The sequence below is a fragment of the Sphingomonas sp. T1 genome, assembly GCF_902506585.1.
Taxonomy (GTDB): Bacteria; Pseudomonadota; Alphaproteobacteria; order Sphingomonadales; family Sphingomonadaceae; genus Sphingomonas; species Sphingomonas aerolata.
The window spans coordinates 2721035-2746577 of the sequence record NZ_LR733875.1 but is presented as its reverse complement, the minus strand read 5'-3'; the positions used below and the strand labels follow the sequence as shown (position 1 = coordinate 2746577).

The following is a 25543-nucleotide window of genomic DNA, read 5'->3' as shown; positions in this document are numbered from 1 at the left end:
CGGTCATGCGAAGACGCCGTGGAGATACCAGCGCGGGGTCTCGACCTCGGAATACAGGCCGTGACGGAAGATCCAGAAGCGGCGGCCGCGGCGATCCTCGACCCGGTAGTAATCGCGCGTCGGAATGTCCTGACGCCGCCACCATTCGCCTGCGATGCGTTCGGGGCCTTCGCTGTGCGCGACGTCGTGGACGGTGCGGCGCCAGCGGAACCGGTGCGGCGGACCGTCCGGGACCTCGGCCATCATCGATTCGATCGGGTGCGGGGGATCGAACATATAGATCGGGCGCAGCGGCGGTTCGCCCGATTCAGGGGCGGCCCACGGCGCCGGGCGTGCACTGACCGCGGCGGCGTCCGCCGCCGGCAGCATCAGTTCGGCCTGTTCGGGAATATGGCTGTCACGCGCCGCGAACCGCCTTACCCGTGCCCGACCGAGCCGCGTGCCGAGCTGGTCGACGAGCTGCGCCACGTTCCGGTTCTGGCCATCCCGGTCCTGGCCGTCTCCCTTCTGCCCGCCCTCCAGTTTCAGCTGAGTCGCATCCAGTCTTTCGGCGAGCGCGATGTCGAGGCGGATCAGGTCATAGCCGAAGCCGGGGTCGAGCGGGTCGGCGAGACTGTCGATCCGTTCGCGGAACAGCCGCATCAGCACGGCGACGTCGCGCGTCGGCTGGCCCGTCTCGATCCGCAACCGCTGGACAAGCCCATCGGCGCGAAACAGCCTCGCCTCCCAGCGCCTGCCACCCTCATGGCGTTCGGCGAGCTGGATCCCGGCCTCGGTCGCAAGCTCAGACAGGATCTCGAGCGCATAGTCGGTCCGCGCGATCGGCTCGGCAAAGCGGCGTTCGACGCCGATCCGTGCGATCGTCTGCCGCGGCACGATCGGGCCTTTCACCGATCCGTCGAGTCTGCGGATCATCATCGCGGCGTCTTCGCCGAATCGCGCCGCGATCACGCTGAGCGGGCGTGCCATCACGTCGCCCACCGTCTTCAACCCGGCGCGCGACAAGGCGGTCGTCGCATCGTCGTCGAGGCCGAGTGCTGCGACCGGCAGGCGCTTCACCGCGCGGCGTTCGTCGGGGGCAGGCGCCCCCGCGAACCGCGCAAGCGCCCGCGCGGTATCCGGCGTGTCGCCAAAGGCATGTCGCACCAGCAAGCCGCGGCGGGCCAGCCGTTCCTCGAGATCGGCGGCAAGCCGGCGTTCACCCTCGAATTCATGGACACAGCCAGCGATGTCGAGGATCAGCCCGTCCGGGGCGTCGAGCGCGACCGACGGGGTATAGCGCTGACATCCGTCCGCCAGCCGTTCGAGCCATTCGTGATCGGCATGCGGATCATGCTGATAGGTTTCGAGTCCGGGTACGCGCGCCCGAGCATCGGCGAGCGTCAGTCCGGGTTCGAGTCCCGCGCGGACGGCTTCGCGATCGAGCGACTTGAGCCGTACCCCGCCCGCAACCGTCTCGACGAACGCGATCGGTGCCTCAGCCCGTCCGACGAACAGATGGGGACGCATCGTCCGCAGCCGCTCGATCGGCAACCATGGGAATACCAGCGCCAGATAGCGGCGCGGTATCGATGCCGGTTTCGATGTCGGGTTGGGGGAGGGCTTGTTCGAAGTCATACGCGTCACGATTCCACTCCACGCGCCAGCGCAGGCCGGCCTGGCCTCCGCGTCGACGCAGCAATTCGATATCGAAGGCCGGCTTGCCCGGGGCGTCCGCGTCCAGCGGTTGCGACCGGCACGATGTCACCTGCCATCGCGTCGCGGCGGCGCTGGGCACGGGGGCCGCGTCGATCCTGAGGCTGAGGATGGTCACGCCCGAGGTTTCGGCGGCCAGCATCAGCCGACGCGTCGCCGTCAGGTCGATGCTCGCCGCCCGACCCCAGGATTCGATGACCAGCGTTCCCAGCCCCTGGCAACGTGCGGCATCCGCGGCGGTGCGCAACAGGCTGGCCTCGTCATCGACCAGCGCGAGCACCAGCGACGAGACGTCGAGCCCCATTTCCACCAGACCGTTTGCGTGGAGTTGCCCGCCCTGGCGCTCGCTCGCCTCGGTGCGCAGCCACAATAGCGGCACCGCTCGTGCGGCCAGAGTCGTGGCGACCGCGAAACCCGCGGCGCTTGCCGAATCGTCGACCGACGCGAAGATCTCGTGCAGCTGCGCCTTGGCCATCCCCTCGGTCATCCAGGCCTCGACCGCCCGGCCATCGCGCTGCGATGGCAGGCCGGTCGTCGCGATCCGCTTGAGGCGGGCGATCAGGGCGGTCGAGTCGTTCACAATTGTTCTTGTAATGTTCTATTGGGGGAGTCGCCAAGGACATTCTTCGCGATGATCGCTGCAAATTTTGCAAAGAAGGCGCTTGCCGGATCCGAAACCCCGGGCTAATAGCGCGCCTCACCCCGCCACCGTGTCGTTACTGACCGGCGGCACAGGCGCCAGAGCGGGCGTAGCTCAGGGGTAGAGCACAACCTTGCCAAGGTTGGGGTCGAGGGTTCGAATCCCTTCGCCCGCTCCAGTCGCTGCCTCGAACGGCAGCGACTTCTGCCGATAGGGTTATTCCAAGTCTCCACATCAGACCATCAGATGCTGTCACGCCGTGCGTACGGCATGCTTGATCTATGTATGCCCGACGGTGACGATTTGTTGAGGCGGACCTGACCGATAGCGGCGCCGCGTTGCTATAAATTGGTCATCTACCGCTATATTCGGAGCCGTCCGTGTCCGTTGACCAAGTTTCGTCGCGTCTCGCATTCATGGAAATGGGAGCCGATCAGCAGGCGACCGTCGCCGCCGTCCGGCCCTTGATCGAATCCCTGATAGGCGGCGCGCTCGACAAATTCTACGACCGGGTCCGCAATCAGCCCGAAACCTCGCCCTTCTTTCGCGATGCCGGCCACATGACTTCGGCCAAGTCGGCTCAGGCCAAGCACTGGATGAACATCGCGCGAGGCCAGTTCGACGCGAGCTTCTATGACAGCGTACGGCGGATCGGGACCGTTCACGCGCGGATCGGGCTCGAGCCGCGATGGTATGTCGGCGCCTATGCGCTCGTCCTCGAAAATCTGCTTGAGGGGATCGGCCGCCACTACAGTCCCTGGCGGCGGCTGGTGAAGGGGCTCCGCACGCCGAGCGCGACCGATGCCAGCATCGCGATCGTCAAGGCGGCGCTGCTCGACATGGAATTGTCGCTGTCGGTGTATTTCGAGGAAGCCCAGGTTGAACGCAACGCGGCGATCACGACCATGGGCAAGGCGCTCAATGCGCTTGCCGCCGGGGATCTGTCGACGACGCTGACGGGGCTCCCGGCCAGCTTCGCGCCGCTCGAGGACAGCTATAACGACGCGCTCAACCAGTTGCGGACGCTGATCGGCGCGGTGTCCGAAAGCGCCACCGCGATCCGTACCGGATCGAACGAGATCGCGCAGGCGTCGGAGGATCTCGCCCGCCGGACCGAGAGCAATGCCGCGTCGCTCGAGGAGACCGCCGCGTCGGTAACTCAGATGGATGGCCGGCTTCGTGCTTCCGTGACCGCGGCCGGCCAGACCGTCGAACGCGCCGATCAGGCGATCGCGACGGTCGGGGGCGGTCGCACGGTGGCGGATCTGGCGGTTCAGGCGATGGGCCGTGTATCGGACAGCGCCAAGGGTATCGACAGCGTGATCGAGGGGCTGGACAAGATCGCCTTCCAGACGCGCGTGCTGGCGATGAACGCCGCGGTCGAGGCGGGAAGGGCCGGCGATGCGGGTCGCGGATTCGCGGTCGTGGCCGATCTGGTATCCGCGCTCGCGATGCGTGCGGAGGAAGAGGCCAAGCGCGCGCGCGACCAGCTGACGGTGACGCAGACCGACATCGTCACCGCGGTCGATGCGGTGACGAAGGTCGATGGCGCGCTCGCGGCGATATCGGACGACGTGGCTCAGGTTCACGCCCTGCTCGCCACCATGGCGCGGGACAATCAGGCGCAGTCGGTCGCGATCACCGAGATTTCCGCGACGATCGGGACGATGGACCAGACGACGCAGCAAAATGCCGCGATGGTGGAGGAAACGTCGGCGGCGGCGCGCAACCTAGCCGCCGAGGTGGGCACGCTGGCCGACCAGGCCCGACGGTTCCGCACCGGCGATTCCCGCGTTGCCAGACCGCCGGTCGCATCTCCGAAACAGGATTATGGCCAGCCCGAAAGCTATACGTCGCCGGTCAAGCCGCTGCCGCCAGCCGCAATCCCGGCGATGGTTCGCCACGAGGACGACTGGAACTCCTTCTGACGCCCTGACAAGTCCTAGGCGACAGCCCTCGGCCGGTCGCCCGGGCGGGGCGTCAGGGGGCGGGTACGGCGACCGGCGCCTCGCTCTGCGTCGATGTCGCGACCGGTGGCAGCACCGGGGTGGTGACCACGATCGGGCTGGGCTGGGGCTGGCCTGCCTGGCCCATCAGTGCCGTGTTCTCGAGAATATCCAGCGCCTTGCGCGCGACGATGTAACGGCGGGCGGCGTCCATCCAGTTGCTCGCCTGCGTCGCGCCGGGCAGGCGCTCGACCTCGGCGCGGGCCGCCTCGACCTGGCCGGCCTCGAGCAGACGACGCGCCCGTGCAAGGCGGTCGGCGGGCATGGGCGAGGCCATGCTCTCCTCGCGCAGCACAATCAGGTTGCTGAATTCGCGCCGCACGGTCTGCAGCCAGCTGTCATTGGTGGTCCCGTTGGTGCTGGTGATCTGCGGCGCGATCGTATCGAGCCCCTGGCGCAGATCCTCGATCGTGACCGGCTGGTGCGCGGCCTGGATCACCGCGGCCGTGGCGCGCGGCTGGGCGCGACCGAAGCGCAGCCGTAGCTGCTCCTCGATATAGCCCAGTCCGACCCCACGATCGATCGCCCGACGCGCGGCGAACGCGACCATCAGGCCTTCCGCGCGGGTCGCCTGACCCCCGGCTGCCATCGCGTCGCTCGACACGGCCGCGGTCCGGGCCTCGAGCGCGGTGAGCTGGCCCGCCAGCGTCGCCTCGCGCGTCGCCAGCATTGCGGTGTCGACCCGCGGCTGTTCGCCATTTGCGTTGAGCGGTTGCGCGGGGGTGAAATCGGGATTGCCCGATGCCGCCGCGGCCGTAGTCGATCCAGCGGCCGTCAGACCGGTGCGCTGACCAAACCATGGCATCGTTTTCAGCGCATAGCCCATCGCCACCGATCCGGCGATAAAAGCCAGTCCGATCACTATGATGATAACACCCAGGCGGGGGCCGCGTGCCCGGGGACGCTCGATCGGCACGTGGTCGCTCATGACGCGCTTATCCCCGCGACGCGCGTCAGGGTCAATCGCGCGCTTTGCGGCGATCGTGACAAGCGCATCGTCGGTGGGAGTCTCCGCCACGACCAGCGCGGCCCAGCCGCTGCCCGCCGCGTCGGCCGCGGTGCGGCTGATCGCCGCGATCGTGATGCGCGACCGGTCGACGCCGGCCTGTGCGACATGCTCGGCGAACGCATGCGCGGCGCGGGGCGAATGGATCAGCACGAGCAGGTCTTCGTGCCGAGGCAACACGCTATCGCCGATCCGCAGCGCTTCACTCGCATAGACGGTGCACGCGACGACGCCCGGGCCGGTCGGCCTGCGGTCGCGACCCGCCGGGTGGAACAGGCGGTCGAACCCGGATGCCCGCGCCGCGTCAATCGCGGCATCGACGTCGCTGGTGCCGGTCACCGCGACACTGAAGCCTGCGCGCCGGGCGGCGGCGGCGGTGGCGTCGCCGACCGCAATCACCGGCAGCGTCTTGAGCGTGTCGGGCAGGGCGCCATGGCGAATCGCGTTCGCGCTGGTCAGCAGAACGGCATCGAACCCGCCGAGGTCGGGCGGCGTCCAGGCGACGGGCACGACCGTGAACACCGGCATCGCCAGGGGCTCGAGCCCCAGCTTGCGAAGCTTGGCGCATGTGTCGGCATTGCCCGGTTCCGGGCGCAGCACGACGATGCGGGTCATGCGGCGAACAGGCGCCGGACGCTGGCGGGGGCGCGGGTCAGCAGATCGAGCGCGAGCGCGGTACCCAGATCTTCGTCGATCCCGCCTTCGATCGCGCCGGCGACGTCGCACGACCCGTCCTCGGCGATCAGTTCGCCGCGCAGCGTCAGCGTCTCGCCGGCGAGCGAGGCAAGGGCTGCCACCGGCGAATGGCAATCCGCTCCCAGCCGCGCGAGCAGCACGCGTTCGGTCCGGACGCACAGGCTGGTATCGGCGTGATCGATCGCCGCGACGATCGCATGGGCCGGCTTACCGACCAAGGTCTCGATTCCGACCGCGCCCTGCGCCGGCGCGGGCAGCATGATGTCGGTGGGGATGGCATGACCGATCGCCGTGCGTCCAAGGCGATCGAGCCCGGCGGCGGCGAGCAGCGTCGCATCCATGTCCCCGGCCGCGACCCGCGCGAGCCGCGTATCGACGTTGCCGCGGATCAGCACGATGTCGAGATCGGGGCGCGATCGCAGCATCTGCGCGCGTCGCCGCGGCGAGCTGGTGCCGACGACAGCACCCTGGCGCAGGTCGGCAAGCGTTTCCGCGCCGATCAGCCGGTCTCGCACGTCCGCGCGCGGCAGCATAGCGGCGATCTGCAGGGTCTGCGGGCGGATCGTCTCGACATCCTTCATCGAATGCACGGCGCAATCGATCTCGCCGTCGTGCAGCGCGCGATCGAGTTCCTTCGTCCACAGCGCCTTGCCGCCGATCTCGGCGAGCGCGCGATCCTGCACACGGTCGCCCGTGGTACGGATCACGACGGTCTCGATCCGATCCGGGGACCAGCCATGCGCGGCGCACAGGGCGTCGCGCACCATGCCTGCCTGCGCGAGGGCGAGAGGCGAGCCACGTGTGCCGAGCCGAAAACTAGTCATGACGCCTGCATGCAGAAACGCGGCGCGTTCGACAAGCGTGAGGACAAGCCTTGTCCGGCGCGATAGGGATATGGGATGATCATTCTGGGTATCGAATCCTCCTGCGACGAAACCGCCGCCGCGCTCGTCACCGCCGATCGACAGGTGCTGGCGCACCGGTTGCTCGGGCAGGAGGCGGCGCATGCGCCGTTCGGCGGGGTCGTGCCGGAGATCGCGGCACGCGCGCATGTCGAGGCGCTCGAGCCGCTGATCGTCGCGGCCCTGGCCGATGCGGGGCTCAAGCTGGCCGATGTCGATGCGATCGCCGCGACGGCCGGGCCGGGGCTGATCGGTGGGGTCATGGTCGGGCTCGTCACCGGCAAGGCGCTCGCGCACGCCGCGGGCAAGCCGTTGATCGCGGTCAACCATCTGGAAGGCCATGCGCTGTCGCCGCGGCTGTCCGATCCCGATCTCACCTTCCCCTATCTCCTGCTGCTCGTGTCGGGCGGGCATTGCCAGTTGCTGCTGGTCGAAGGGGTCGGCGCGTATCGACGACTCGCGACGACGATCGACGATGCGGCCGGTGAGGCGTTCGACAAGACTGCGAAGATTCTCGGCCTCGGCTTTCCCGGTGGCCCCGCGGTCGAGCGCGCCGCCGCGCTGGGTAATCCAAAGGCCGTGCCGCTGCCGCGCCCGCTCAAGGGTTCGGCCGAACCGCATTTCTCCTTTGCCGGTCTTAAAAGCGCGGTCGCGCGGGTCGTCGGGGACTATCCGCCGGAGGATATCGCTGCGTCGTTCCAGGCCGCGGTGGTCGATTGCCTGATCGACCGCACGACCAGGGCGCTGAACGGTCTCAGGGTCACACCCACCGCGCTCGTCGTCGCGGGCGGGGTCGCGGCGAACGGCGCGGTCCGCAGCGCACTGCAGACGCTTGCCGCGACCCGCGGCCTGCGGTTCGTCGCGCCGCCGCTCTGGCTGTGCACGGACAATGCGGCGATGATCGCCTGGGCCGGGGCGGAGCGGTTCGCCGCCGGACTGACCGATCCGCTCGATACCGCGGCTCGCCCGCGCTGGCCGCTTGATCCCGACGCCGAGGCGGTGCGCGGCGCAGGGGTGAAGGCATGAGGATCGGCGTCATCGGTGGCGGCGCCTGGGGCACCGCGCTGGCACAGGTCGCGGCGCATGAAGGCCGCGACGTGATCCTGTGGGCGCGCGAGCCGGCCGTCGTCGACTCGATCAACGCGACTCATGCGAACGCGCTGTTTCTCGCCGGCGTTGCGCTGTCGCCGACGATCCGCGCGACCGGCGACCTTGGCGCGCTGGCGGACATGGACGCGATCCTTGTCGTCGCGCCGGCGCAGCATGTCGGCAGCGTGCTCGCCGCCGCGCCGATCGGCGGCATTCCGCTGGTGCTGTGCGCCAAGGGGATCGAGGCGGGGAGCAAGCGGCTGGTCGGCGAGGTCGCGCGTGCGGTGCATCCCGACGCGCCGATCGCGGTGCTGTCGGGGCCGACCTTCGCGCATGAGGTAGCGGCGGGGCTGCCGACCGCGGTGACGCTTGCCTGCGAGGACGAGGCGCTTGGCGAGGCACTCGCGACCCGGCTCGCGGCGCGGCATTTCCGGACCTATGCGTCGACCGACGTCGCGGGTGCGGAGATTGGCGGGGCAGTGAAGAACGTGCTCGCGATCGGCTGTGGCGTGGTCGAAGGGGCCGGGCTTGGCCAGAATGCGCGTGCGGCGCTGATCGCGCGCGGCTTTGCCGAGATGACGCGGTTCGGGCTTGCGCGCGGCGCGCGCGCGGAGACGCTCGCCGGGCTGTCGGGGCTCGGCGACCTCGTGCTCACCTGTTCCTCGACGAGTTCGCGCAATTTCTCGCTCGGGGTGGGGCTCGGACGGGGCGAGGCGGCGGCCGCGTTGCTGGCTGATCGCCGCACGGTCGCGGAAGGCGCATTCACCGCCCCCGTGCTGGGCGAGGCCGCGCGTGACGCGGGCGTCGACATGCCGATCACCGAGGCCGTCTGCCGCCTGCTGGAAGGGACACCGGTTCGCGACGTGATCGGCGACCTCCTCGCGCGACCGCTCAAGGACGAGGCGGGCTGAGAGGAGGCGATTGCTTCATCCGCCCCCTGGCGGGGGAGGATCAGTCTAGCGCAGCACGCGCGCCGCGAGCCCCGAGCAATCCGCATCTCTTGCGGTCGGGCCCTGTTTCCCCGTGATCGCGCGGCCGATCGCCTTGAAGATGTTGCCGACCGACTTCACCTCGGGCGGGATCGTCACCGCCGGCCGCTCGATCGTGCCGGTCATATAGGCTGAGCCCGGCACGCGCAGCAGCGCATGCTGTTTCGGCGTGCCGCTCAGCCGGATGTTCAGCGTCTCGCCTGGAAACACCACGCTTCCCTGACCGCGCAACAGGCTGGCGGTCGTGTCCACGATCATCGGATCGATCCGACCATGGCCGCGCGTCACGTCGAGTTTCAGCACGACGCAACGCAGCCCCGCGCGCTCGCCATCCTTCGCCAGCAGCGCGCGCGCCGCATCGAACCCCAGAGCCGCCGCGATTCCCTGCGGCAATTGCCCGTCACGCGCGACGAACCCGATCGTGCCGTTCGCATTGCCGACCGCCGCGCGGATCGTCGTGCCGGGCCCCCTCAGTCGTGCGCGCGCGCTGACATTGCCGCTGAAATCGCCGCCGCCGCCCGCGAGATCCTGCACGCTGCTGCCACGCAGCCGTAGGTTGATATCAACCATCGGCACCTTGCGGTCGCCGCGCTGGTCGACCGTCAGCTTCCCCTCGACCCGGCCATGCGGCAATCGCGCGTCGAGGTCACTGAGCGTCAGCAACTGGTGGTCGATCGCCAGCACGCCCCTGGCGGACAGGATCGGTGACGCGCCCTTGGCGCTCACGATCCGCCTGATCCGGAACGCCATCCGCGCGTCGGTGGTGTCGATCTTGCCGATATCGATCCGCGTATTGGGCACGAGCCGTGGGCCGATTGCGCGTTCGAGCGCGGCCCCCTTCGCCTTCCCCTCGTCCGACGCCAGATCACCAAAATCAAACTGTCGCGACACGATCGCGCCGTCGACCTTGCTCCGGCCGGGCTGCTTGTCGACGCTGACATGCCCCGTGAAATCGGACCGTCCGACCACACCCTTCAGCTGCGTGACGGTCCATTTAGGCTGGTCGTGGCGGACATGCGCGGAGAACGACACCGGTTGCGTGCGGAACAGCCCCGCCTCGATCACCGCGTCGATCAGCTTGAGGTCGGTCGCGCGTGCGGTCACGTCGAGCTCCATCGCGTCGGTGTCGAGCGGGTGGTCCATCCGGCCCTTCGCGGTGATCGAAAGCGCGTCGCCGTCGATCGTCGCGGTGAACGGCCAGGGCTTGCCCCGGAACCGCTCGACCGAAGGCCCCGCCACGGCGATCCGCACCGCCGCACCGCGGATCGTGCCGTTGCCGGCCGCGCGGATGCCGTGCACCGGATCGGAGGCGAAGCGTGCGGTGACGAACCGGTCCTGCTTGTCGTCGCGATAGGCGATCACGCTGTCGCTGATCGTCAGCCCGTCGAGGTCGGTGGAGCTCCCGCCGCCCTTCGGCTTGCCCGGGCGTTCCCAATTGGTGCGGCCGTTCCTGTCGCGGACCAGCACAAGCCGCAGTCCGCGCGCCTTCACGTCGCGCGGCCCGAACGCACCTTTCAGCAGTGCGAGCCCGGAAAAGGTGGCTTCGGCCTCGCGCAACCGGACGAAATCGCCCGTTCCGGCCCATTCCGCCTGCGGAATACGGACGTCGGTGATCCGGATTGTCGGGTTGAACCCGAACGTGTCGACGCGCTCGATCCCGCCGATCGTCACCGGCCGGCCGAACCGCGCGGTGAGCTGCCGCTGGATCACCCCCTTGAGAGACCCCCAAGGGAAGGCGGCGAGCACGATCAACCCCAGCACCAGCACGCCAGCGACGACGATGCCGGTGATTTTCACCCAGCGTTTTGCGAAGAATCCCCTCATCCTACCGCGACGCGCCGCCGTGAAATACGTTCCGCCTGCGTCAGGACCGCTGCCGCAGATTTACCCCGTCAACCTGACTTGACCCCGTCATCCTGACGAAAGTCAGGATCCAGAGCCAGTAGCGTCACCGTTCGTGGTCCTGGATCCTGACTTTCGTCAGGATGACGGAGGGTGAATGACGAAGCGATTAGAAGTCGGAAGCGATCAGAAGTCGATCGCCATGCCCTTGAGTTCCCAGTCGCCATAGCGCGTCGGGTCGCGCGGTTCGGGGTCCTTGTCGGGCACGATCGGCTCGGGCTGTGGCACCGGTGTATCCTTCGACAGATAGGCGGGTGGCTTCACATGGTCGGGGCGCTGGCCCATCATGGCTCTCCGGATTGCGTGTTGGCGTCGTAACCGCCACATGGGGCGCGCCGTGCGACTTGCCAATGCAGCGCGCTGCACCCGAACGCGAAGGACCTTCTCATGCCCGACTATACCCACGCCCCCGAGCCGCTTGGCGTCCCCACCCGCCGCGCCGCGCTGCGCCTGCTCGACGCGGTGCTGCGTCGCGGGGAATCGCTCGAATCCGCGCTGCCCGCCGCGACCCGCGCGATCCACGGACCCGATCGCGGGCTTGCGCATGCGATCGCCGCCGAGACGCTGCGCCGGCTCCCCGATCTCGACGCGATGATCGATTCGGTCACCAAGACCAATCTGCCCGACGATGCGAAGGCGCGGATGGCGCTGCGGATCGCGCTCGTCCAGGTGCTGATCCTGGGCACGCCGTCGCACGCCGCGATCTCGACCGTGCTGCCGCTGGTCGATGGTGGCCCGCGCAAGCTGGTCCACGGCGTGTTCGGGACGCTGTTCCGCGCCAACATGCTGCTGCCCGAGGTGCCAACGCTGCCCGCTCCGGTCGAGCTGCGCTGGGAAGCCGCATGGGGCGAGGAGATGGTCGACGATGCGGGCCGTGCGATCGCCGCACCGCCGCCGCTCGACCTGACGATCGCCGACCCCGCCGAGACCGAAGGCTGGCGCGAAAAGCTTGGCGGCGAGAGCTTCATGCCCGGGCATCTGCGGCTCGGTGATCACGCCTCGGTCCCCGACATGGAGGGCTTTGGCGACGGCGCCTGGTGGGTGCAGGACATCGCCGCCTCGCTTCCCGCGCGCTTGCTGGGCAAGGGGGAGGGCCATGTCCTCGATCTGTGCGCGGCGCCCGGCGGCAAGACGCTGCAGCTCGCTTCGGCGGGCTGGACCGTCACCTCGGTCGACAATTCGCAGAGCCGGATCAAGCGGCTGCGCGAGAATCTCTACCGGACGCATCTGAAGGCCGAGGTCGTCAACGCCGACCTCCTCGAATGGGCGCCCGCCGAGCCCGCCGACGCGATCCTGATCGACGCGCCGTGCAGCGCGACCGGTATCTTCCGCCGCCACCCCGACGTGCTCCACCGCGTCCGCCCCTCGATCATCGCCGAGACCGCCGCGCTGCAGGCGCGGATCTTCGCGCGCGCGGCCGACTGGGTGAAGCCCGGCGGCACGCTCGTCTACGCCACCTGCTCGCTCGAACCGTCGGAAGGCGAGGCGCAGCTCGACGCGTTCCTGTCTGCGCGCAGCGACTATTCGATCGTGCCGGTCGACCAGGCAGAGCTCCCCGCCGGGATCACGCCGACCGAAACCGGCACCGTTCGCACGCTGCCGGGCATGCTCGCCGAACAAGGCGGTTGCGACGGCTTCTTCATCACCCGTCTGAAGCGCGCCTGATCAATCCTCCCCCGCCTGGGGGAGGATTGAAGGCCTTCGCACCACGTGAATCCCCCGCTAGGACACATTCATGCAACCCGTCCGCATCGCCCCCTCGATCCTGTCCGCCGACTTCGCCAAACTGGGTGAGGAGGTCCGCGCCATCGATGCGGCTGGCGCCGACTGGATCCATATCGACGTCATGGACGGGCATTTCGTGCCCAACATCTCGTTCGGCCCCGCAGTCATGAAGTCGGTGCGCGGCGTCACCGCCAAGCCGTTCGACGTCCATCTGATGATCGCCCCCGTCGACGCGTATCTCGATGCGTTCGCGGAGGCCGGCGCGGACTGCATCACCGTGCATTACGAGGCCAGCCCGCACATCCACCGCTCGCTCCAGCACATCAAGTCGCTCGGCAAGCGTGCGGGCGTCGTGATCTGCCCCGGTACGCCGGCGAAGATGCTCGATTACCTGCTCGACATGGTCGACCTCGTGCTCGTGATGAGCGTCAATCCCGGGTTTGGCGGGCAGAGCTTCATCCCCAGCCAGCTCAAGAAGATCACCGCGATCCGGACGATGATCGAGAAGAGCGGTCGCATGATCGATCTCGAGGTCGATGGCGGTGTCGACGCCGAATGGGCGAAGCGCTGCATCGATGCGGGTGCGGACGCGCTGGTCGCGGGGACGTCGGTGTTTCGCGGGGGGCCGGCACAGTATGCCGCCAACATCGCGGCATTGAGGGGCGATTGACCGACCAGCCCGATCCCGTGACCGATCCAATGCTCGACGGTATCGACGAAGGACGTCGCCTGATCCGGCTCGGCGGCGACAACGGGCTGTCGCTCGCCGACCGGCTGGCGGAGCGCTTTCACCGCCTGACCTGGCGTACGCCGCTCCATGCCTTGCGGCTCAAGGGACGCTATCCGCTCAAGCTGATCGCAGTCCCCGAGGATCCGGTGCTCGGCGACATCCCGCGGGGCACGATGCTGCTCGAGGGCCTGCTGTCGTTCCGCGGCGAGGCGCGCGATATCGAGACGCTCGATCTGGCAAAGCCGTTGCCCGGTCCCTTTGCCGACTATTTTCACAGCTTTGCCTGGCTGCGCGACCTGTCGACCGTCGCAACCCGCGCGCGCGGGGCGCCGATCGCTGAATATCTCATGGGGCTGTGGCTGACCGCCTATGCCGACGCGCCGGGCGGGATCGCGTGGCGGCCGGACCTCTGGGGCAGGCGGATCCTGTTCTGGACCGCGCATGCGCCGCTGATCCTGTCGTCGTCCGATCTGGTCTACCGCTCGAAGGTGCTGAACGCGCTCGCGCGGGGCGCGCTGCACCTCGATCGCAGCGCGGACAAGGTGCCCGCGGGCGCACCGCGGATCGCGGCATGGTGCGGCGTCGTCGCCGCCGGGCTGCTGATCCCGGGCGGTGACCCACGCCGCGCGTTCGGTGAGGCCGGGCTGCTGCGCGCGCTCGGCACGGGGTTGTTCGACGATGGCGGTTCGGTCTCGCGCAGCCCGGCGATGCTGCTCGACTCGATCCAGCTTCTGACGCTGCTCCAGGACAGCTATCTGGCGCGCAATCTGGCCTTGCCCGAACCCGTCGCGACGACGCTCACCAGGATGGTCGCGGCGCTGCTCGGCGTGACGCATGGCGATCTTGGGCTGTCGAGCTGGCAGGGCGGGGGCCCCGCAAGCGAGACCCAGGTCGCCGCGGTGATCGAGGCGAGCGGCGTCCGGACCCGGCCGCTCCGCCAGGCGCGCGACTGGGGCTATCAGCGGCTGGCGGCGGCCTCCTCGGTGCTGATCGTCGACGCCGCGCCGCCACCCGTCGCACGCCTGGTCGAAGGCGGGTGCGCTTCGACGCTCGCGTTCGAATTCTCCGATGGCCCGGCGCGGCTTGTCGTCAATTGCGGCGGCGCACGGGCAGGGATCGCGCAACTGCCGCCGGCAATGGTCGAAGGTCTGCGGTCGACCGCCGCGCATTCGACGCTGACGATCGCCGACAGCAACTCGACCGCGATCCACGCCGACGGAACGCTCGGCCGCGGCGTTGCCGAAGTCGAGCTGAGCCGGCAAGAATCGGAGGCAGCGAGCCGGATCGAAGCGAGCCATGACGGCTATGTCCGGCGCTGGGGCTTTGTGCACCGCCGGCAGCTGATGCTGACCGGCGACGGCCGTGAATTACGGGGCGAAGACGCGTTGTTGCCCAAGGGCAGCAAGCGGCGCCTGGGCCTTTCGCTGTTCGCGATCCGCTTCCATCTGGGTGCGGGGGTGCAGGTGTCGCCGACCGCGGACGGTCTGGGCGCGATCCTCCGCCTGCCGGGCGGCGCGATCTGGCAGTTCCGCTGCCGCGGCGGCGCGCTGGTGGTCGAGGACAGCGTCTGGATCGACGCGGATGGTCGCCCCGTCGCGACGCAGCAACTGATGATCACCGGCGAGGCCGCCGCGGGTGGCGCCAGCGTGAGCTGGGCGCTGAAAAAGGCCTGAGCTCCAAACCGAGAGCGTTTACAATCACCCTCCCCGGCGGAGGCCGGGGTCCAGTTGGAAAGGTGGCGGGGACGAAGCGTCGTCTTGGGTTGGCGACGTTCCCCAACTGGACCCCGGCCTCCGCCGGGGAGGTGCTATATTCGTGGCGTGAGGCGAGCCAGCGGCATCTGCGCGCGACCCGCCCCCTGTTCCCCAACGTCAACCGACGCTAAGGCCCGCCGCACGGCGAAACCCGGATCACGAAAGACCTGTCATGACCAGCATCCCGATAAAGCGCGCACTCCTGTCCGTCTCCGACAAGACCGGGATCGTCGATCTCGGCACCGCGCTTGCGAGCCACGGTGTGGAACTGGTATCGACCGGCGGTACCGCCACCGCGCTGCGGGCGGCAGGCCTCACGGTGCGCGACGTGTCGGAGCTGACCGGCTTTCCCGAGATGATGGACGGCCGCGTCAAGACGCTGCACCCGATGGTCCATGGCGGGCTGCTCGCGGTGCGCGACGATGCGGGGCATGCCGCGTCGATGGAGGAGCACCAGATCGGCGCGATCGACCTCGTGATCGTCAATCTCTACCCGTTCGAGGCGACCGTCGCGAAGGGTGCGGACCGCGACACGGTGATCGAGAATATCGACATTGGCGGCCCCAGCATGGTGCGCTCGGCCGCCAAGAACCACGCCTATGTCGCGATCGTCACCGATCCCGCGGACTATGCGCTGGTCGCGGGCGGCAGCACGACGCTCGACGACCGCAAGCGCCTCGCCGCCAAGGCGTTCGCGACCACGGCCGCCTATGACTCGGCGATCGCGACCTGGTTCGGCACGGTCGACCAGGGCGAACAGTTTCCGGCCACGTTGCCGATCACGCTCAAGCGCGGCGATGCGCTCCGCTACGGCGAGAACCCGCACCAGTCGGCGGCCTTCTACACCGCGACCGATGGCGTCCGCGGCATCGGCCAGGCGCGTCAGGTGCAGGGCAAGGCGCTGAGCTACAACAATCTCAACGACGCGGACGCCGCGCTCGAACTCGTCGCCGAGTTCCGTGATGCCGCCCCCTCGGTCGTCATCGTCAAGCACGCCAATCCGTGCGGCGTCGCGACCGCCGCGACGCTTGAGGAGGCCTATGCCGCGGCGTTCGCCTGCGACACCGTGTCGGCGTTCGGCGGGATCATCGCGGTCAACCGCCACCTTGATGTCGAGACGGCGCGCGCGATCACCGGCATCTTTACCGAAGTCGTCGTCGCACCCGATGCCGATGAGGAGGCGATCGCGTTGTTCGCCGCGAAGAAGAACCTGCGTCTGCTTCTGACCGGCGACCTGCCCGATGCGGCGCGCGCAGGGCTCACCGCCAAGTCGATCGCGGGCGGCTGGCTCGTCCAGGGGCGCGACAACGGCACGCCCGGCGAATTGCAGGTCGTGACGAAGCGCCAGCCCACGCCGCAGGAACTCTCCGACTGCCGCTTCGCCTGGACGGTTGCCAAGCACACCAAGTCGAACGCGATCGTCTATGCCAAGGACGGCAGCACCGCAGGCATCGGCGCGGGGCAGATGAACCGCCTCGAATCCGCGCGCATCGCCGCGTGGAAGGCCAAGGATGCGGCGGACAAGGCGGGCTGGGCGACGCCGCGGACGATCGGCTCGGCGGTTGCCTCCGACGCGTTCTTCCCGTTTGCCGACGGGCTGCTCGCGGCGGTCGAGGCAGGCGCGACCGCGGTGATCCAGCCGGGCGGGTCGATCCGCGATGCCGACGTGATCGCGGCGGCTGACGAGGCGGGGCTGGCGATGGTGTTTACCGGGATGCGCCACTTCCGCCATTGATCGCCGGCGGCCCCCCGGCTTCGGGGGGCCGGATCAGCGGACCGGCGACCCGCTCCGCGGCAGCGTCGCTTCGCTGGGCTTGGGGGTCTTGGCGAACAGGGCGCGGTCGGCTGGCCCGAACGCCCATTTCCACAGGATGAAGAGATAGGTCGCGGCGATCGCCGGCTCGCCGACCGCGAGTTCGACCCATTCGAGCCGTTTGGGCAGCGCGGTAAAGCCCGCGCCCACGACGATCGCCGCAAGCGCCGCCCAGACCAGCGGCCAGCGCCACGGCGAGACGCTCGCGCCGAGCAGGCTTCCGAGCAGCCGCGACTTGATCACCGAGGTCAGCGCGACCGAGATCATGAGCGCGATCGCGGGCCCCGCAGCCTGATAATTGACCGGATAGCCAAGGCGGCGGATCGTGAAGATCAGCGCGAAGCTGAGGCCAATCTGGAATGCGAGCATCACCGCCGAGATCATCAGATTGCGGTGCCGCGCGATATAGACGAGTGCGGATTCGCTGACCGCACCGCTTGAGGCGAGGAATTCGGCGGTCAGCAGGAAGGCGAGCGCGGCGGTGCCAGCAACGAATTGCGGCCCGACCACGCCCATCACCGCCTCGCCGGGAATCGAGCCCATCAGCGCGAGGCCGCCCTGTGCGGCCATGATCCAGAACGCGACCTGGCGGACCTGATTGGCGATCGCTGCGCGGTCGTTGATCGCAAGACTCTGCGTGATGACGGGGCCGAGGATCGGGTCGAAGCTCGTCTTGAGTTTCTGCGGCAGGCTCGCGACCTGTTGCGCCATATAATAGATGCCGACGACCTTGGGCTCGAACATCACGCCGAGGATGAAGCGGTCGACGTTGCGGCTGCCCCATTCGAGGATGTCCGCGCCCGCCAGCGGCACATTGGCGCGGGCGAGCGCGTAGAGCGGGCGCAGATGCGGCGACCAGCCGCGCGGCAGCCCGTAGCTGCGCACGAACGGCACGAGGCTGGCGATCAGCGCCGCGGTCATCGACGCGACATAGCTCAGCACAAGCCCGTCGCGGATCGTGAAATAGGAGAAGGCCCAGGCGGCGATCGAGATCGTCCACGGCTCGACCACCGCGCGCGCGGTGACCGCGGCCTTGACGTTCAGCCGATAGGCGAGTGCCGCCAGGCTGACGTCGGACCAGGCGACCGCGACGATGATCAGCGGCAGGAACCGGTCGAGCCCGGTGATCGCCGTATTGGGGTACATGATCTCGGGAAAGGTGAAGAGCACCGCGCTCGCGATCAGCGACGCGACGAACGCCACCGCCATCGCATCCCACACGACATAGGCGTGCGGCCGCTCGGTGCTGCTCAGCGCCTGCGCGAGACCGCGCTTGAGGCCGAGCGTCGCCAGCAGCGCGGCGAGTTCGACCACCACGACCGCGATCGCGAACCGGCCGACCAGGTCCGGGCCGTAAATGCGGCCCGCGATGAACAGGAACGGGATGCGCGCGGCGAGGCGGAGGACAAAGCCCGCAATGTTGGTCCGACCGCCCTTGGCGAGCGTGTCGATATCCTTGGTCGATTCGGTCACTGGCGGGCGCCGCTGGTGCGCCGCGCCGCGGCACGGCCGCGTCGTCGGTCGGAGCAAGCGCTCCGCCAGCCGCGCTGGTGCGAGTCAGCCGGGCGTGGCCGGCTGCCGCCCTGCGCGATCAATGCGCTGCGCCCCAGCTCAGGCCGGTGCCGATCTCGATCCCCAGCGGCACGTCGAGCGTCACCGCCGGCTCGGCCGCGGACGCCATCACGCGTTCGATGACGGGCTTGGCCGCCTCGACATCGCCCTCGGGCAGTTCGAACACGAGTTCGTCGTGGACTTGGAGCAGCATGCGCACGTTCGGCAGGCCCGCTTCGAGCAGCGCCGGCCCCATGCGGACCATCGCGCGCTTGATGATGTCCGCGCTCGTCCCCTGGATCGGCGCGTTGATCGCGGCGCGCTCGGCGCCCTGGCGTTCATGCTGGATCTTCGAGCGGATCCGCGGGAAATGCGTCTTGCGGCCGAACAGCGTCGTCGTGAACCCGGTCGCGCGAACGCTTTCGGTGGTGTCGACGATGTAGCTGGAGATGCCGGGGAAGCGATCGAAATAGCGGTCGATCATCGCCTGCGCTTCGTCCGCGGACACGTCGAGCCGGCCGGCGAGCCCCCAGCGCGAGATGCCGTAGAGGATCGCGAAGTTGATCGTCTTGGCGCGACCGCGCGTGTCGCGGTTGACCTCGCCGAACAGCTCCTGCGCAGTCAGGCTGTGGATGTCGTCGCCATTCGCGAACGCCTGCTTCAGCGCGGGGACGTTGGCCATGTGCGCGGCCAGTCGCAGTTCGATCTGCGAGTAGTCGGCGGCGAGGATCACGTTCCCGGGCTCCGCCACGAACGCGTCACGGATCTGGCGGCCGATCTCGGTGCGGATCGGGATGTTCTGCAGGTTGGGATCGGTCGACGACAGCCGTCCGGTCTGCGCGCCCGTCAGCGAGTAGGACGTGTGGACGCGGCCCGTCGCCGGGTTGATCTGCGCCTGCAACGCATCGGTATAGGTCGATTTCAGCTTCGAGAGCTGGCGCCAGTCGAGCACCTTGCGCGCGATCACCGCGCCGGGCGAATCCTTGTCGGCGGCGATCCGCTCGAGTTCGGTGACGTCGGTCGAATAGACTCCGGACTTGCCCTTGCGGCCGCCCTTGATGCCCATCTTCTCGAACAGCACGTCGCCGAGCTGCTTGGGGCTGCCGATCGTGAAGGGGCCGCCGGCAAGTGCGTGGATCTCGGTCTCGAGGCTCGCCATCTGTGCGGCGAACTCGGTCGACAGCTTCGACAGTTTCGCCGCGTCGACCTTGATCCCGTGCATCTCCATCTGCGCGATGACGGGGACGAGCGGGCGGTCGACCATCTCGTAGACGCGGGTCGAACCCTCGGCGGGCAGGCGGCGCTTGAACCGCCGCCACAGGCGCAGCGTCACGTCCGCGTCCTCGGCGGCGTAATGGGTCGCGGCCTTGAGGTCGATTTCGTTGAAGCTGCGCTGCGACTTGCCGGTGCCGACCACGTCCTTGAACGCGATGCAGCTGTGCGAAAGGTGCGTCGCGGCGAGCTCGTCCATGCCGTGACCGTGAAGCCCGGCATCGAGATCGAAGCTCATCAGGATCGTGTCGTCGAACGGCGCGATCGTCACGCCTCCGGTGGCGGCATAGGCGCGGGCGAGGACGATCATGTCGTATTTGAGATTATGGCCGATCTTGAGGATGCCCGGATCCTCCAGCAGCGGCTTCATCTTCGCCAGCACGATCGCGCGGTCGATCTGGACCGGGTTTTCCGCGAGCAGATCGGTGCCGCCATGCGCGATGGGCACGTAGCAGGCGAGGTTCGGATGCAGCGCGAGGCTGATCCCGACGAGGTCCGCCCGCGTCGCGTCGATCCCGGTTGTCTCGGTGTCGATCGCGATCCAGCCCTGATGCTTCGCCAGCGTGATCCAGCGGTCGAGCGCCGCCTCGTCCACGACAGTCTCGTAATCGTCGTGCTTGCAGGGCTCGTCCGCGTCCATGTCCGCGACGACGGTCGACTCGGCTACCGGTGCTTCGGCGACGGCCGACAATTTGGCGATCAGCGACTTGAAGCCGTGATGATCGAGGAACGCGCGCAAGGGTGCGTCGGGGATGCCCTTGAGCTCGAGATCCTCGAGCGGCTCGGGCAGCGCGACGTCGCATCTGAGCGTGACCAGCACCTTCGACAGCCGCGCCATCTCGGCATGCTCGATCAGATTGTCGCGCAGCTTGCCCTTCTTCATGCCCTTAGCGGCGGCAAGCACCGATTCGAGATCGCCATGCTCGAGGATCAGCTTTGCGGCGGTCTTCGGGCCGACGCCGGGGACGCCCGGCACATTGTCGACGCTGTCGCCCATCAGCGCGAGCACGTCGCCGAGCTGCGCCGGGGTGACGCCGTGGAATTTCTCCGCAACATGCTCCGCGCCCAGCCGGCGGTTGTTCATCGTGTCATACATGTCGAGCCCGGGCTCGATCAGCTGCATCAGGTCCTTGTCCGACGAGACGATCGTGACCGACCAGCCCTGCGCCAGCGCCGCCTTCGAATAACAGGCGATGATGTCGTCCGCCTCGAGCCCCTCGGTCTCGATGCACGGCAGCGAGAAGGCGCGCGTCGCGTCGCGGATCATCGGGAACTGCGGGACGAGATCCTCGGGCGGGGGTGGACGCTGGGCCTTGTACTTGTCGTAGAGATCGTTGCGGAACGTCTTCGACGACTTGTCGAGAATGACCGCCATGTGCGTCGGGCCGTCGGCGGCGTGGACCTCATCGGCGAGCTTCCACAACATGGTGGTATAGCCGTACACCGCGCCGACCGGCTCGCCATGCTTGTTGGTAAGCGGCGGCAGCCGGTGATAGGCGCGGAAGATATAGCCGGAGCCGTCGACGAGATAGAGATGGGGCATCGCGCGCGGTCTAGCGGATGCGCGCGCGCGGACCAATGGGCGAAGCGTGGTTGTTGGGTATCAGGTGTGAGGAAAATCTCAGACCGACGGGCGGGCGCCACCGGCATGCGCGGCGACCGCCGCGGCGACCGCCTGGATCAGCATCTGGCGTTCGCGGATCGGCCGCAGCGTGTCGCCGATCATCACCGCGATCGCATAGCGCTTGCCGTCGGGCGCGGTGAGAAGTCCGACATCGTTGAAACCGGCGTTGCGATGACCGAGATCCTGGCCGGTGCCGGTCTTGTGCGCGATCCGCCACCCCGCGGGCAGCGCGGCGCGCAACCGCGCGCGGCCGGTGACCGACGCGCCCATTGTGTCGAGCAGGACCTGGGTCGAGCTGGCGCTGAGCAATTCGCCCCGCGCGAGCCGGGCCAGCGCATCCGCGATCGCGATCGGCGCGGCGCCATCGGGCGGATTGGCGACATAGGCGTCGAGTGCGGCGGCGCGGATCTGCGGATCGAGCCGTGCGCGGGCGACCGCAAACGCGTTGCCGAGCGCATAGGCGGGTTGCCAGACGAGCCCCGCCGTCCCGCTCTGCAACAGCCGCTCGCCCGGACCGAAGCGGATCTCGCCCAGCTGTTTGCGCAGGATCATGCCGCGCACCGCGCGCGGGCCGCCGACATAGCTCAGCAGCCGGTCGTTCGCGGTATTGTCGCTATGCGTCAGCGCACGCCTGAGCAATTCGCCGACGGTGGTGTGATAGCCGTCGCCGGTGACGAGCATCGCGATCGGCTGATGGAACAGCGTCAGATCCTCCGCGCGGACGACGACCGGATCCTCGAGCTTTGCCTTGCCCTGGTCGCGAAGGTCGAGCAGCGTGATCGCGACCCAGAGCTTGCTGACCGATTGCTGCGGCAGGCGCTGGCGCCCGCCGGCCTCGACCGTCCAGCCCTCGTCCACCGCGCGGATCGCGATCCCCGCCTTGCCCGCAAAATCATGGTGCAAGGCGTCGATCGCGGTGACCAGCGGAGCGGGCGCGGCACGGGTGGCGCGTGCGGTGGGCAATGGGACCGGGATCGATACGCTGGCGGTTCCATCGCCCTGCGGCGCGGCGCCGGTCGCCCCGGGGCGTGACGTCGAGCCACAGCCGGTCAGCGCGATCGCGATGCCGCCGGTCACGAAAAGACGCGCGAACCTGCCAAATGCCATGGGTGTCGGATATCCTGCGATAGCGCTACGATCCTGATACGGTCCGGACTGCCGCGATACGCCCCGCGCGCCTGGCTGCGACGAACTGCACGTCCGATGCGCCGGGACGCGGAACGTCAGGGCGTCAGGACCGTATCGACAGCCTCCGGCAGCATCTGCGGATAATCGAGCGTGTAGTGCAGGCCACGGCTTTCGTGACGGTGCAGCGCCGAGCGGACGATCAGTTCGGCAGTCTGAAGCAGGTTGCGCAGTTCGATCAGGTCGGGCGTGACGCGGAAATGCTGGTAATATTCGGCGACCTCCTCGTTCAGCATCGCGATCCGGTGCTGTGCGCGTTCGAGCCTTTTGGTGGTGCGGACGATGCCGACATAATTCCACATGAAGCGGCGGATTTCGGTCCAGGTCTGCTTGATGACCACCTCCTCGTCCGAATCGGTGACGCGGCTTTCGTCCCAGGGGCGGATCGGCGGCGGCGGGGGCAGGCTGTCCCAATCGGCGGCGATGCTGTCCGCCGCGGCCTCGCCGAACACGAAGCATTCGAGCAGCGAGTTGGACGCCAGCCGGTTCGCGCCGTGCAGCCCCGATTCGGTGCATTCGCCCGCCGCGTAGAGCCCGGGAAGGTCGGTCTTGCCATGCTCGTCGACGACGATCCCGCCACAGGTGTAATGCTGGGCGGGGACGACGGGGATCGGCTGCGTCGTCATGTCGATCCCGACCGTCAGCAGCTTTTCGTGAATGTTCGGAAAATGATGCCGGATGAAGTCGGCCGGCATGTGGCTGATGTCGAGATGAACGTAATCGAGCCCGTAGCGCTTGATCTCGGCGTCGATCGCGCGCGCGACGATATCGCGCGGCGCCAGCTCCATCCGGACGGGATCATAATAGGTCATGAAACGCTTGCCGGTGGTCGGGTTGATCAACCGTCCGCCTTCGCCGCGCACCGCCTCGGTGATCAGGAAATTCTTGACCTCCAGATTGTAGAGGCAGGTCGGGTGGAACTGCATCATCTCCATGTTCGACACGCGCGCGCCCGCGCGCCAGGCCATCGCGATGCCGTCGCCCGTCGCGCCGCGTGGCGCGGTCGAGAACAGATAGGTGCGGCCCGCACCCCCGGTCGCGAGGATCGTCGCGCGCGCCGTGTAGAGCGCGACGCGACCGGTGCCGCGGTCGACCGCATAGACGCCCCAGACCCGGCCCGCGCCTGAATAGCGCATCTCGTGCCGCCCGGTGGCGAGGTCGATCGCGACCTGGTCGGGGACCAGCGTGATGTTGGGATGCGCCTCGGCGGCCCTTTGCAGCGCCTCCTGCACCGCCCAGCCGGTCGCGTCGGCGACATGGACGATCCGCCGATGGCTGTGGCCGCCCTCGCGCGTCAGGTGCAGCGCGTTCCCCTCGGTCTCGAACGGCACGCCGAGATGCGTGAGCCGTTCGATCGCGGCGGGGGCGCCCTCGACCACCATCTCGACGATCCCGCGGTCGTTCAGCCCGGCGCCGGCGACCATCGTGTCCTCGACATGATTCTCGAACGTGTCGCCGGGTTCGAGTACCGCGGCGATCCCGCCCTGCGCCCAAGCGGTCGACCCTTCGTTCAGCGCCCCCTTGGCGAGCACGGTGACGGTGAAACGGTCGGCGAGGGTGAGCGCGGCGGTCAGCCCGGCGGCGCCGGAGCCGATGATGAGAATGTCACTGGTCATGCGGCTCGGGATCCGGGGCAGGGGACAGGGTGATGCGGGGTCCTGCTGTTGCACGAAAGTGAGACCACAGGACAGGGGGGTGTTCGGATCGATCGCCCGGACTTATCCGCGCGCGCGCTTCTTCGTCTCGGGCATCGCGACCAGATAGAGCAAAAACCCGCATCCCGCGATCGCCGCGAGGGTGAGGAAGTTCGCGCTATAGCCTGCCCAGACGATGATCGATCCCGCCAGCGTCGCCGACAGCGCCGCGCCGAGCCCCTGCGTCGTCGCGACCGCGCCCTGACTGACGTTGAACCGTCCGCTGCCCTCGGTCAGGTCGGCGATCACGACGGGGAACAGCGCGCCGAAAATGCCCGCGCCGACGCCGTCCAGTGCCTGCACGCCGACCAGCCAATAGGGATCGTCGGACAGCGTGTAGAGCGCGCCGCGTGCGGCGAGGAACCCGAAGGCGACGAGGAACAGCGGCTTGGTGCCGAGCCGTTCGGCATGACGCCCGACGAAGATCGCGACGGGAACCATCACGAGCTGTGCCGCGACGATGCACGCGGCGGTCAGCGACGTCGCCTGATCCTTGCCGACGGTGCGTGCGAGCAGCTGGCTGACCGAGGTCAGCATCGCGGCATTCGCCAGATGGAAGAGGAACGCGATTACCGCGAAGGTCATCAGCGGCCGGTTCTCGATCAGCGTCTTCCAGCCGCTCGGCTCGTCGCAGTCCGCATCGGGCTCGCAGTCGAGGCCACGCGCGACGGCATTGTCGATATCGTCGTTGTGGAGCCGCGTCGCAGTGACGATGCTGGCGACGGTCAGCGCGCCCATCAGCCAGAAGACCACGACCGGTCCGAACGTCCAGGCGAGTACGCCCGCGAGCCCGGCGGACACCGCATTGCCGGCATGGTTGAACGCCTCGTTACGGCCGACCCGCTTGGCGAACATCTTCGGCCCGACCAGACCGAGCGTGATCGCCGAGATCGCGGGGGCGAAGATCGCGCCCGCGACGGCGGCGACCGACTGGGTGATGGTCACCACCGTGAAGCCCGTGACGAACGGCAGCGATACGCTGGCCAACGTCACCAGCAACGCTGCCACCATGACGATCCGCGGCTTGTTGCGGCTCTTGTCGATCAGGCTGCCGGCGGGCGTCTGCGCGATCAGGCCGACGATCCCGGCGATCGTCAGGACCAGCCCGACCGTCGCCTCGTTCCAGCCATGCGCGGGGCCGCGGACCGCGACCAGATAGATGGCGAGATAGGGCCCGAGCCCGTCGCGCACGTCGGCGAGGAAGAAGTTGAGCGCATCGAGCGTGCGTCCCGCCGGTGCATGGCGGTGCGGGGCCTTGCCGCCGGGGGGG

Annotated in this window: 18 protein-coding genes and 1 tRNA gene; 8 read left to right on the top strand and 11 right to left on the bottom strand. The window is 68.6% G+C overall.

Annotated elements, in window-relative coordinates; translation table 11 throughout:
• Positions 1-3 precede the first annotated feature (3 nt).
• Entirely contained in the window at positions 4-1509 is a 1506-nt protein-coding gene (locus tag GV027_RS12405; RefSeq protein WP_236559338.1) for a Y-family DNA polymerase, read from the bottom strand.
• Positions 1478-2275, bottom strand: coding sequence for an ImuA family protein (locus tag GV027_RS12400; RefSeq protein ID WP_159512060.1), 798 nt, complete (start codon positions 2273-2275; stop codon positions 1478-1480). Before GV027_RS12400 ends, GV027_RS12405 begins: the two co-directional genes overlap by 32 nt.
• Positions 2276-2438: 163 nt before the next feature.
• On the opposite strand from GV027_RS12400, the gene GV027_RS12395 reads away from it, so the two are divergent.
• Positions 2439-2513 (top strand) — tRNA-Gly (locus GV027_RS12395).
• 238 nt (positions 2514-2751) lie between these two features.
• The gene (locus GV027_RS12390) at positions 2752-4263 is read left to right on the top strand and encodes a globin-coupled sensor protein (RefSeq protein WP_159512891.1); all 1512 of its coding nucleotides are present in this window, start codon (positions 2752-2754) and stop codon (positions 4261-4263) included.
• A gap of 52 nt (positions 4264-4315) precedes the next feature.
• Here the strand turns inward: GV027_RS12390 and GV027_RS12385 are convergent, their stop codons facing one another.
• Together GV027_RS12385 and hemC are read right to left on the bottom strand one after the other, a co-directional pair.
• Positions 4316-5962 (bottom strand): uroporphyrinogen-III synthase, encoded by a 1647-nt coding sequence (locus GV027_RS12385; RefSeq protein ID WP_159512059.1) that lies wholly within the window; start codon positions 5960-5962, stop codon positions 4316-4318.
• Entirely contained in the window at positions 5959-6867 is a 909-nt protein-coding gene (hemC, locus tag GV027_RS12380; RefSeq protein ID WP_159512058.1) for a hydroxymethylbilane synthase, read from the bottom strand. Before hemC ends, GV027_RS12385 begins: the two co-directional genes overlap by 4 nt.
• A gap of 75 nt (positions 6868-6942) precedes the next feature.
• Between hemC and tsaD the strand changes: the two genes are divergently transcribed.
• A complete protein-coding gene (gene tsaD / locus GV027_RS12375; protein WP_159512057.1) occupies positions 6943-7971 on the top strand; it encodes a tRNA (adenosine(37)-N6)-threonylcarbamoyltransferase complex transferase subunit TsaD in 1029 nt (342 codons plus the stop codon).
• Positions 7968-8945 carry an NAD(P)H-dependent glycerol-3-phosphate dehydrogenase gene (locus tag GV027_RS12370; RefSeq protein ID WP_159512056.1) on the top strand — a complete coding sequence of 326 codons (978 nt, stop codon included), beginning with the start codon at positions 7968-7970 and terminating at the stop codon, positions 8943-8945. Before tsaD ends, GV027_RS12370 begins: the two co-directional genes overlap by 4 nt.
• A gap of 45 nt (positions 8946-8990) precedes the next feature.
• On the opposite strand, the gene GV027_RS12365 is transcribed toward GV027_RS12370, so the two are convergent.
• A complete protein-coding gene (locus GV027_RS12365) occupies positions 8991-10820 on the bottom strand; it encodes an AsmA family protein (RefSeq protein ID WP_236559199.1) in 1830 nt (609 codons plus the stop codon).
• Positions 10821-11051: 231 nt separating this feature from the next.
• Positions 11052-11210, bottom strand: coding sequence for a DUF1674 domain-containing protein (locus GV027_RS12360; RefSeq protein WP_081874308.1), 159 nt, complete (start codon positions 11208-11210; stop codon positions 11052-11054).
• A gap of 102 nt (positions 11211-11312) precedes the next feature.
• Between GV027_RS12360 and GV027_RS12355 the strand changes: the two genes are divergently transcribed.
• From GV027_RS12355 to purH, 4 genes are all read left to right on the top strand, one after another.
• Entirely contained in the window at positions 11313-12590 is a 1278-nt protein-coding gene (locus tag GV027_RS12355; RefSeq protein ID WP_159512054.1) for an RsmB/NOP family class I SAM-dependent RNA methyltransferase, read from the top strand.
• A gap of 70 nt (positions 12591-12660) precedes the next feature.
• Positions 12661-13320, top strand: coding sequence for a ribulose-phosphate 3-epimerase (gene rpe / locus GV027_RS12350; RefSeq protein WP_031396295.1), 660 nt, complete (start codon positions 12661-12663; stop codon positions 13318-13320).
• Between the two features lie 29 nt (positions 13321-13349).
• Positions 13350-15053 (top strand): heparinase II/III family protein, encoded by a 1704-nt coding sequence (locus GV027_RS12345; protein ID WP_159512890.1) that lies wholly within the window; start codon positions 13350-13352, stop codon positions 15051-15053.
• A gap of 253 nt (positions 15054-15306) precedes the next feature.
• Entirely contained in the window at positions 15307-16869 is a 1563-nt protein-coding gene (gene purH, locus GV027_RS12340; RefSeq protein ID WP_159512053.1) for a bifunctional phosphoribosylaminoimidazolecarboxamide formyltransferase/IMP cyclohydrolase, read from the top strand.
• A gap of 33 nt (positions 16870-16902) precedes the next feature.
• Here purH and GV027_RS12335 read toward each other — a convergent pair whose 3' ends face one another.
• The 5 genes from GV027_RS12335 to GV027_RS12315 form a co-directional block, all read right to left on the bottom strand.
• Positions 16903-18420, bottom strand: coding sequence for a lipopolysaccharide biosynthesis protein (locus tag GV027_RS12335; RefSeq protein WP_159512052.1), 1518 nt, complete (start codon positions 18418-18420; stop codon positions 16903-16905).
• Positions 18421-18538: 118 nt separating this feature from the next.
• Positions 18539-21313, bottom strand: coding sequence for a DNA polymerase I (gene polA / locus GV027_RS12330; RefSeq protein WP_159512051.1), 2775 nt, complete (start codon positions 21311-21313; stop codon positions 18539-18541).
• Positions 21314-21391: 78 nt separating this feature from the next.
• Positions 21392-22501: a serine hydrolase gene (locus GV027_RS12325; RefSeq protein ID WP_201302620.1), complete on the bottom strand. Its 1110-nt coding sequence runs from the start codon at positions 22499-22501 to the stop codon at positions 21392-21394.
• Between the two features lie 116 nt (positions 22502-22617).
• Complete coding sequence (gene nadB / locus GV027_RS12320; RefSeq protein ID WP_031440868.1) at positions 22618-24195, bottom strand: L-aspartate oxidase; 1578 nt, start codon at positions 24193-24195, stop codon at positions 22618-22620.
• A gap of 102 nt (positions 24196-24297) precedes the next feature.
• The coding region (locus tag GV027_RS12315) for an MFS transporter (RefSeq protein WP_201302619.1) at positions 24298-25543 on the bottom strand (1246 nt) is incomplete at its 5' end.

What these genes read in the sequence shown, in the direction of transcription:
- purH (WP_159512053.1), top strand. Translation starts at nt 15,307, where the DNA reads ATGACCAGCATCCCGATAAAGCGCGCACTCCTGTCCGTCTCCGACAAG.
- GV027_RS12405 (WP_236559338.1), bottom strand. Translation starts at nt 1,509, where the DNA reads ATGCGTCCCCATCTGTTCGTCGGACGGGCTGAGGCACCGATCGCGTTC.
- polA (WP_159512051.1), bottom strand. Translation starts at nt 21,313, where the DNA reads ATGCCCCATCTCTATCTCGTCGACGGCTCCGGCTATATCTTCCGCGCC.
- GV027_RS12325 (WP_201302620.1), bottom strand. Translation starts at nt 22,501, where the DNA reads ATGGCATTTGGCAGGTTCGCGCGTCTTTTCGTGACCGGCGGCATCGCG.
- GV027_RS12360 (WP_081874308.1), bottom strand. Translation starts at nt 11,210, where the DNA reads ATGGGCCAGCGCCCCGACCATGTGAAGCCACCCGCCTATCTGTCGAAG.
- GV027_RS12390 (WP_159512891.1), top strand. Translation starts at nt 2,752, where the DNA reads ATGGAAATGGGAGCCGATCAGCAGGCGACCGTCGCCGCCGTCCGGCCC.
- hemC (WP_159512058.1), bottom strand. Translation starts at nt 6,867, where the DNA reads ATGACTAGTTTTCGGCTCGGCACACGTGGCTCGCCTCTCGCCCTCGCG.
- GV027_RS12370 (WP_159512056.1), top strand. Translation starts at nt 7,968, where the DNA reads ATGAGGATCGGCGTCATCGGTGGCGGCGCCTGGGGCACCGCGCTGGCA.
- GV027_RS12385 (WP_159512059.1), bottom strand. Translation starts at nt 5,962, where the DNA reads ATGACCCGCATCGTCGTGCTGCGCCCGGAACCGGGCAATGCCGACACA.
- tsaD (WP_159512057.1), top strand. Translation starts at nt 6,943, where the DNA reads ATGATCATTCTGGGTATCGAATCCTCCTGCGACGAAACCGCCGCCGCG.
- nadB (WP_031440868.1), bottom strand. Translation starts at nt 24,195, where the DNA reads ATGACCAGTGACATTCTCATCATCGGCTCCGGCGCCGCCGGGCTGACC.
- GV027_RS12345 (WP_159512890.1), top strand. Translation starts at nt 13,350, where the DNA reads ATGCTCGACGGTATCGACGAAGGACGTCGCCTGATCCGGCTCGGCGGC.
- GV027_RS12355 (WP_159512054.1), top strand. Translation starts at nt 11,313, where the DNA reads ATGCCCGACTATACCCACGCCCCCGAGCCGCTTGGCGTCCCCACCCGC.
- rpe (WP_031396295.1), top strand. Translation starts at nt 12,661, where the DNA reads ATGCAACCCGTCCGCATCGCCCCCTCGATCCTGTCCGCCGACTTCGCC.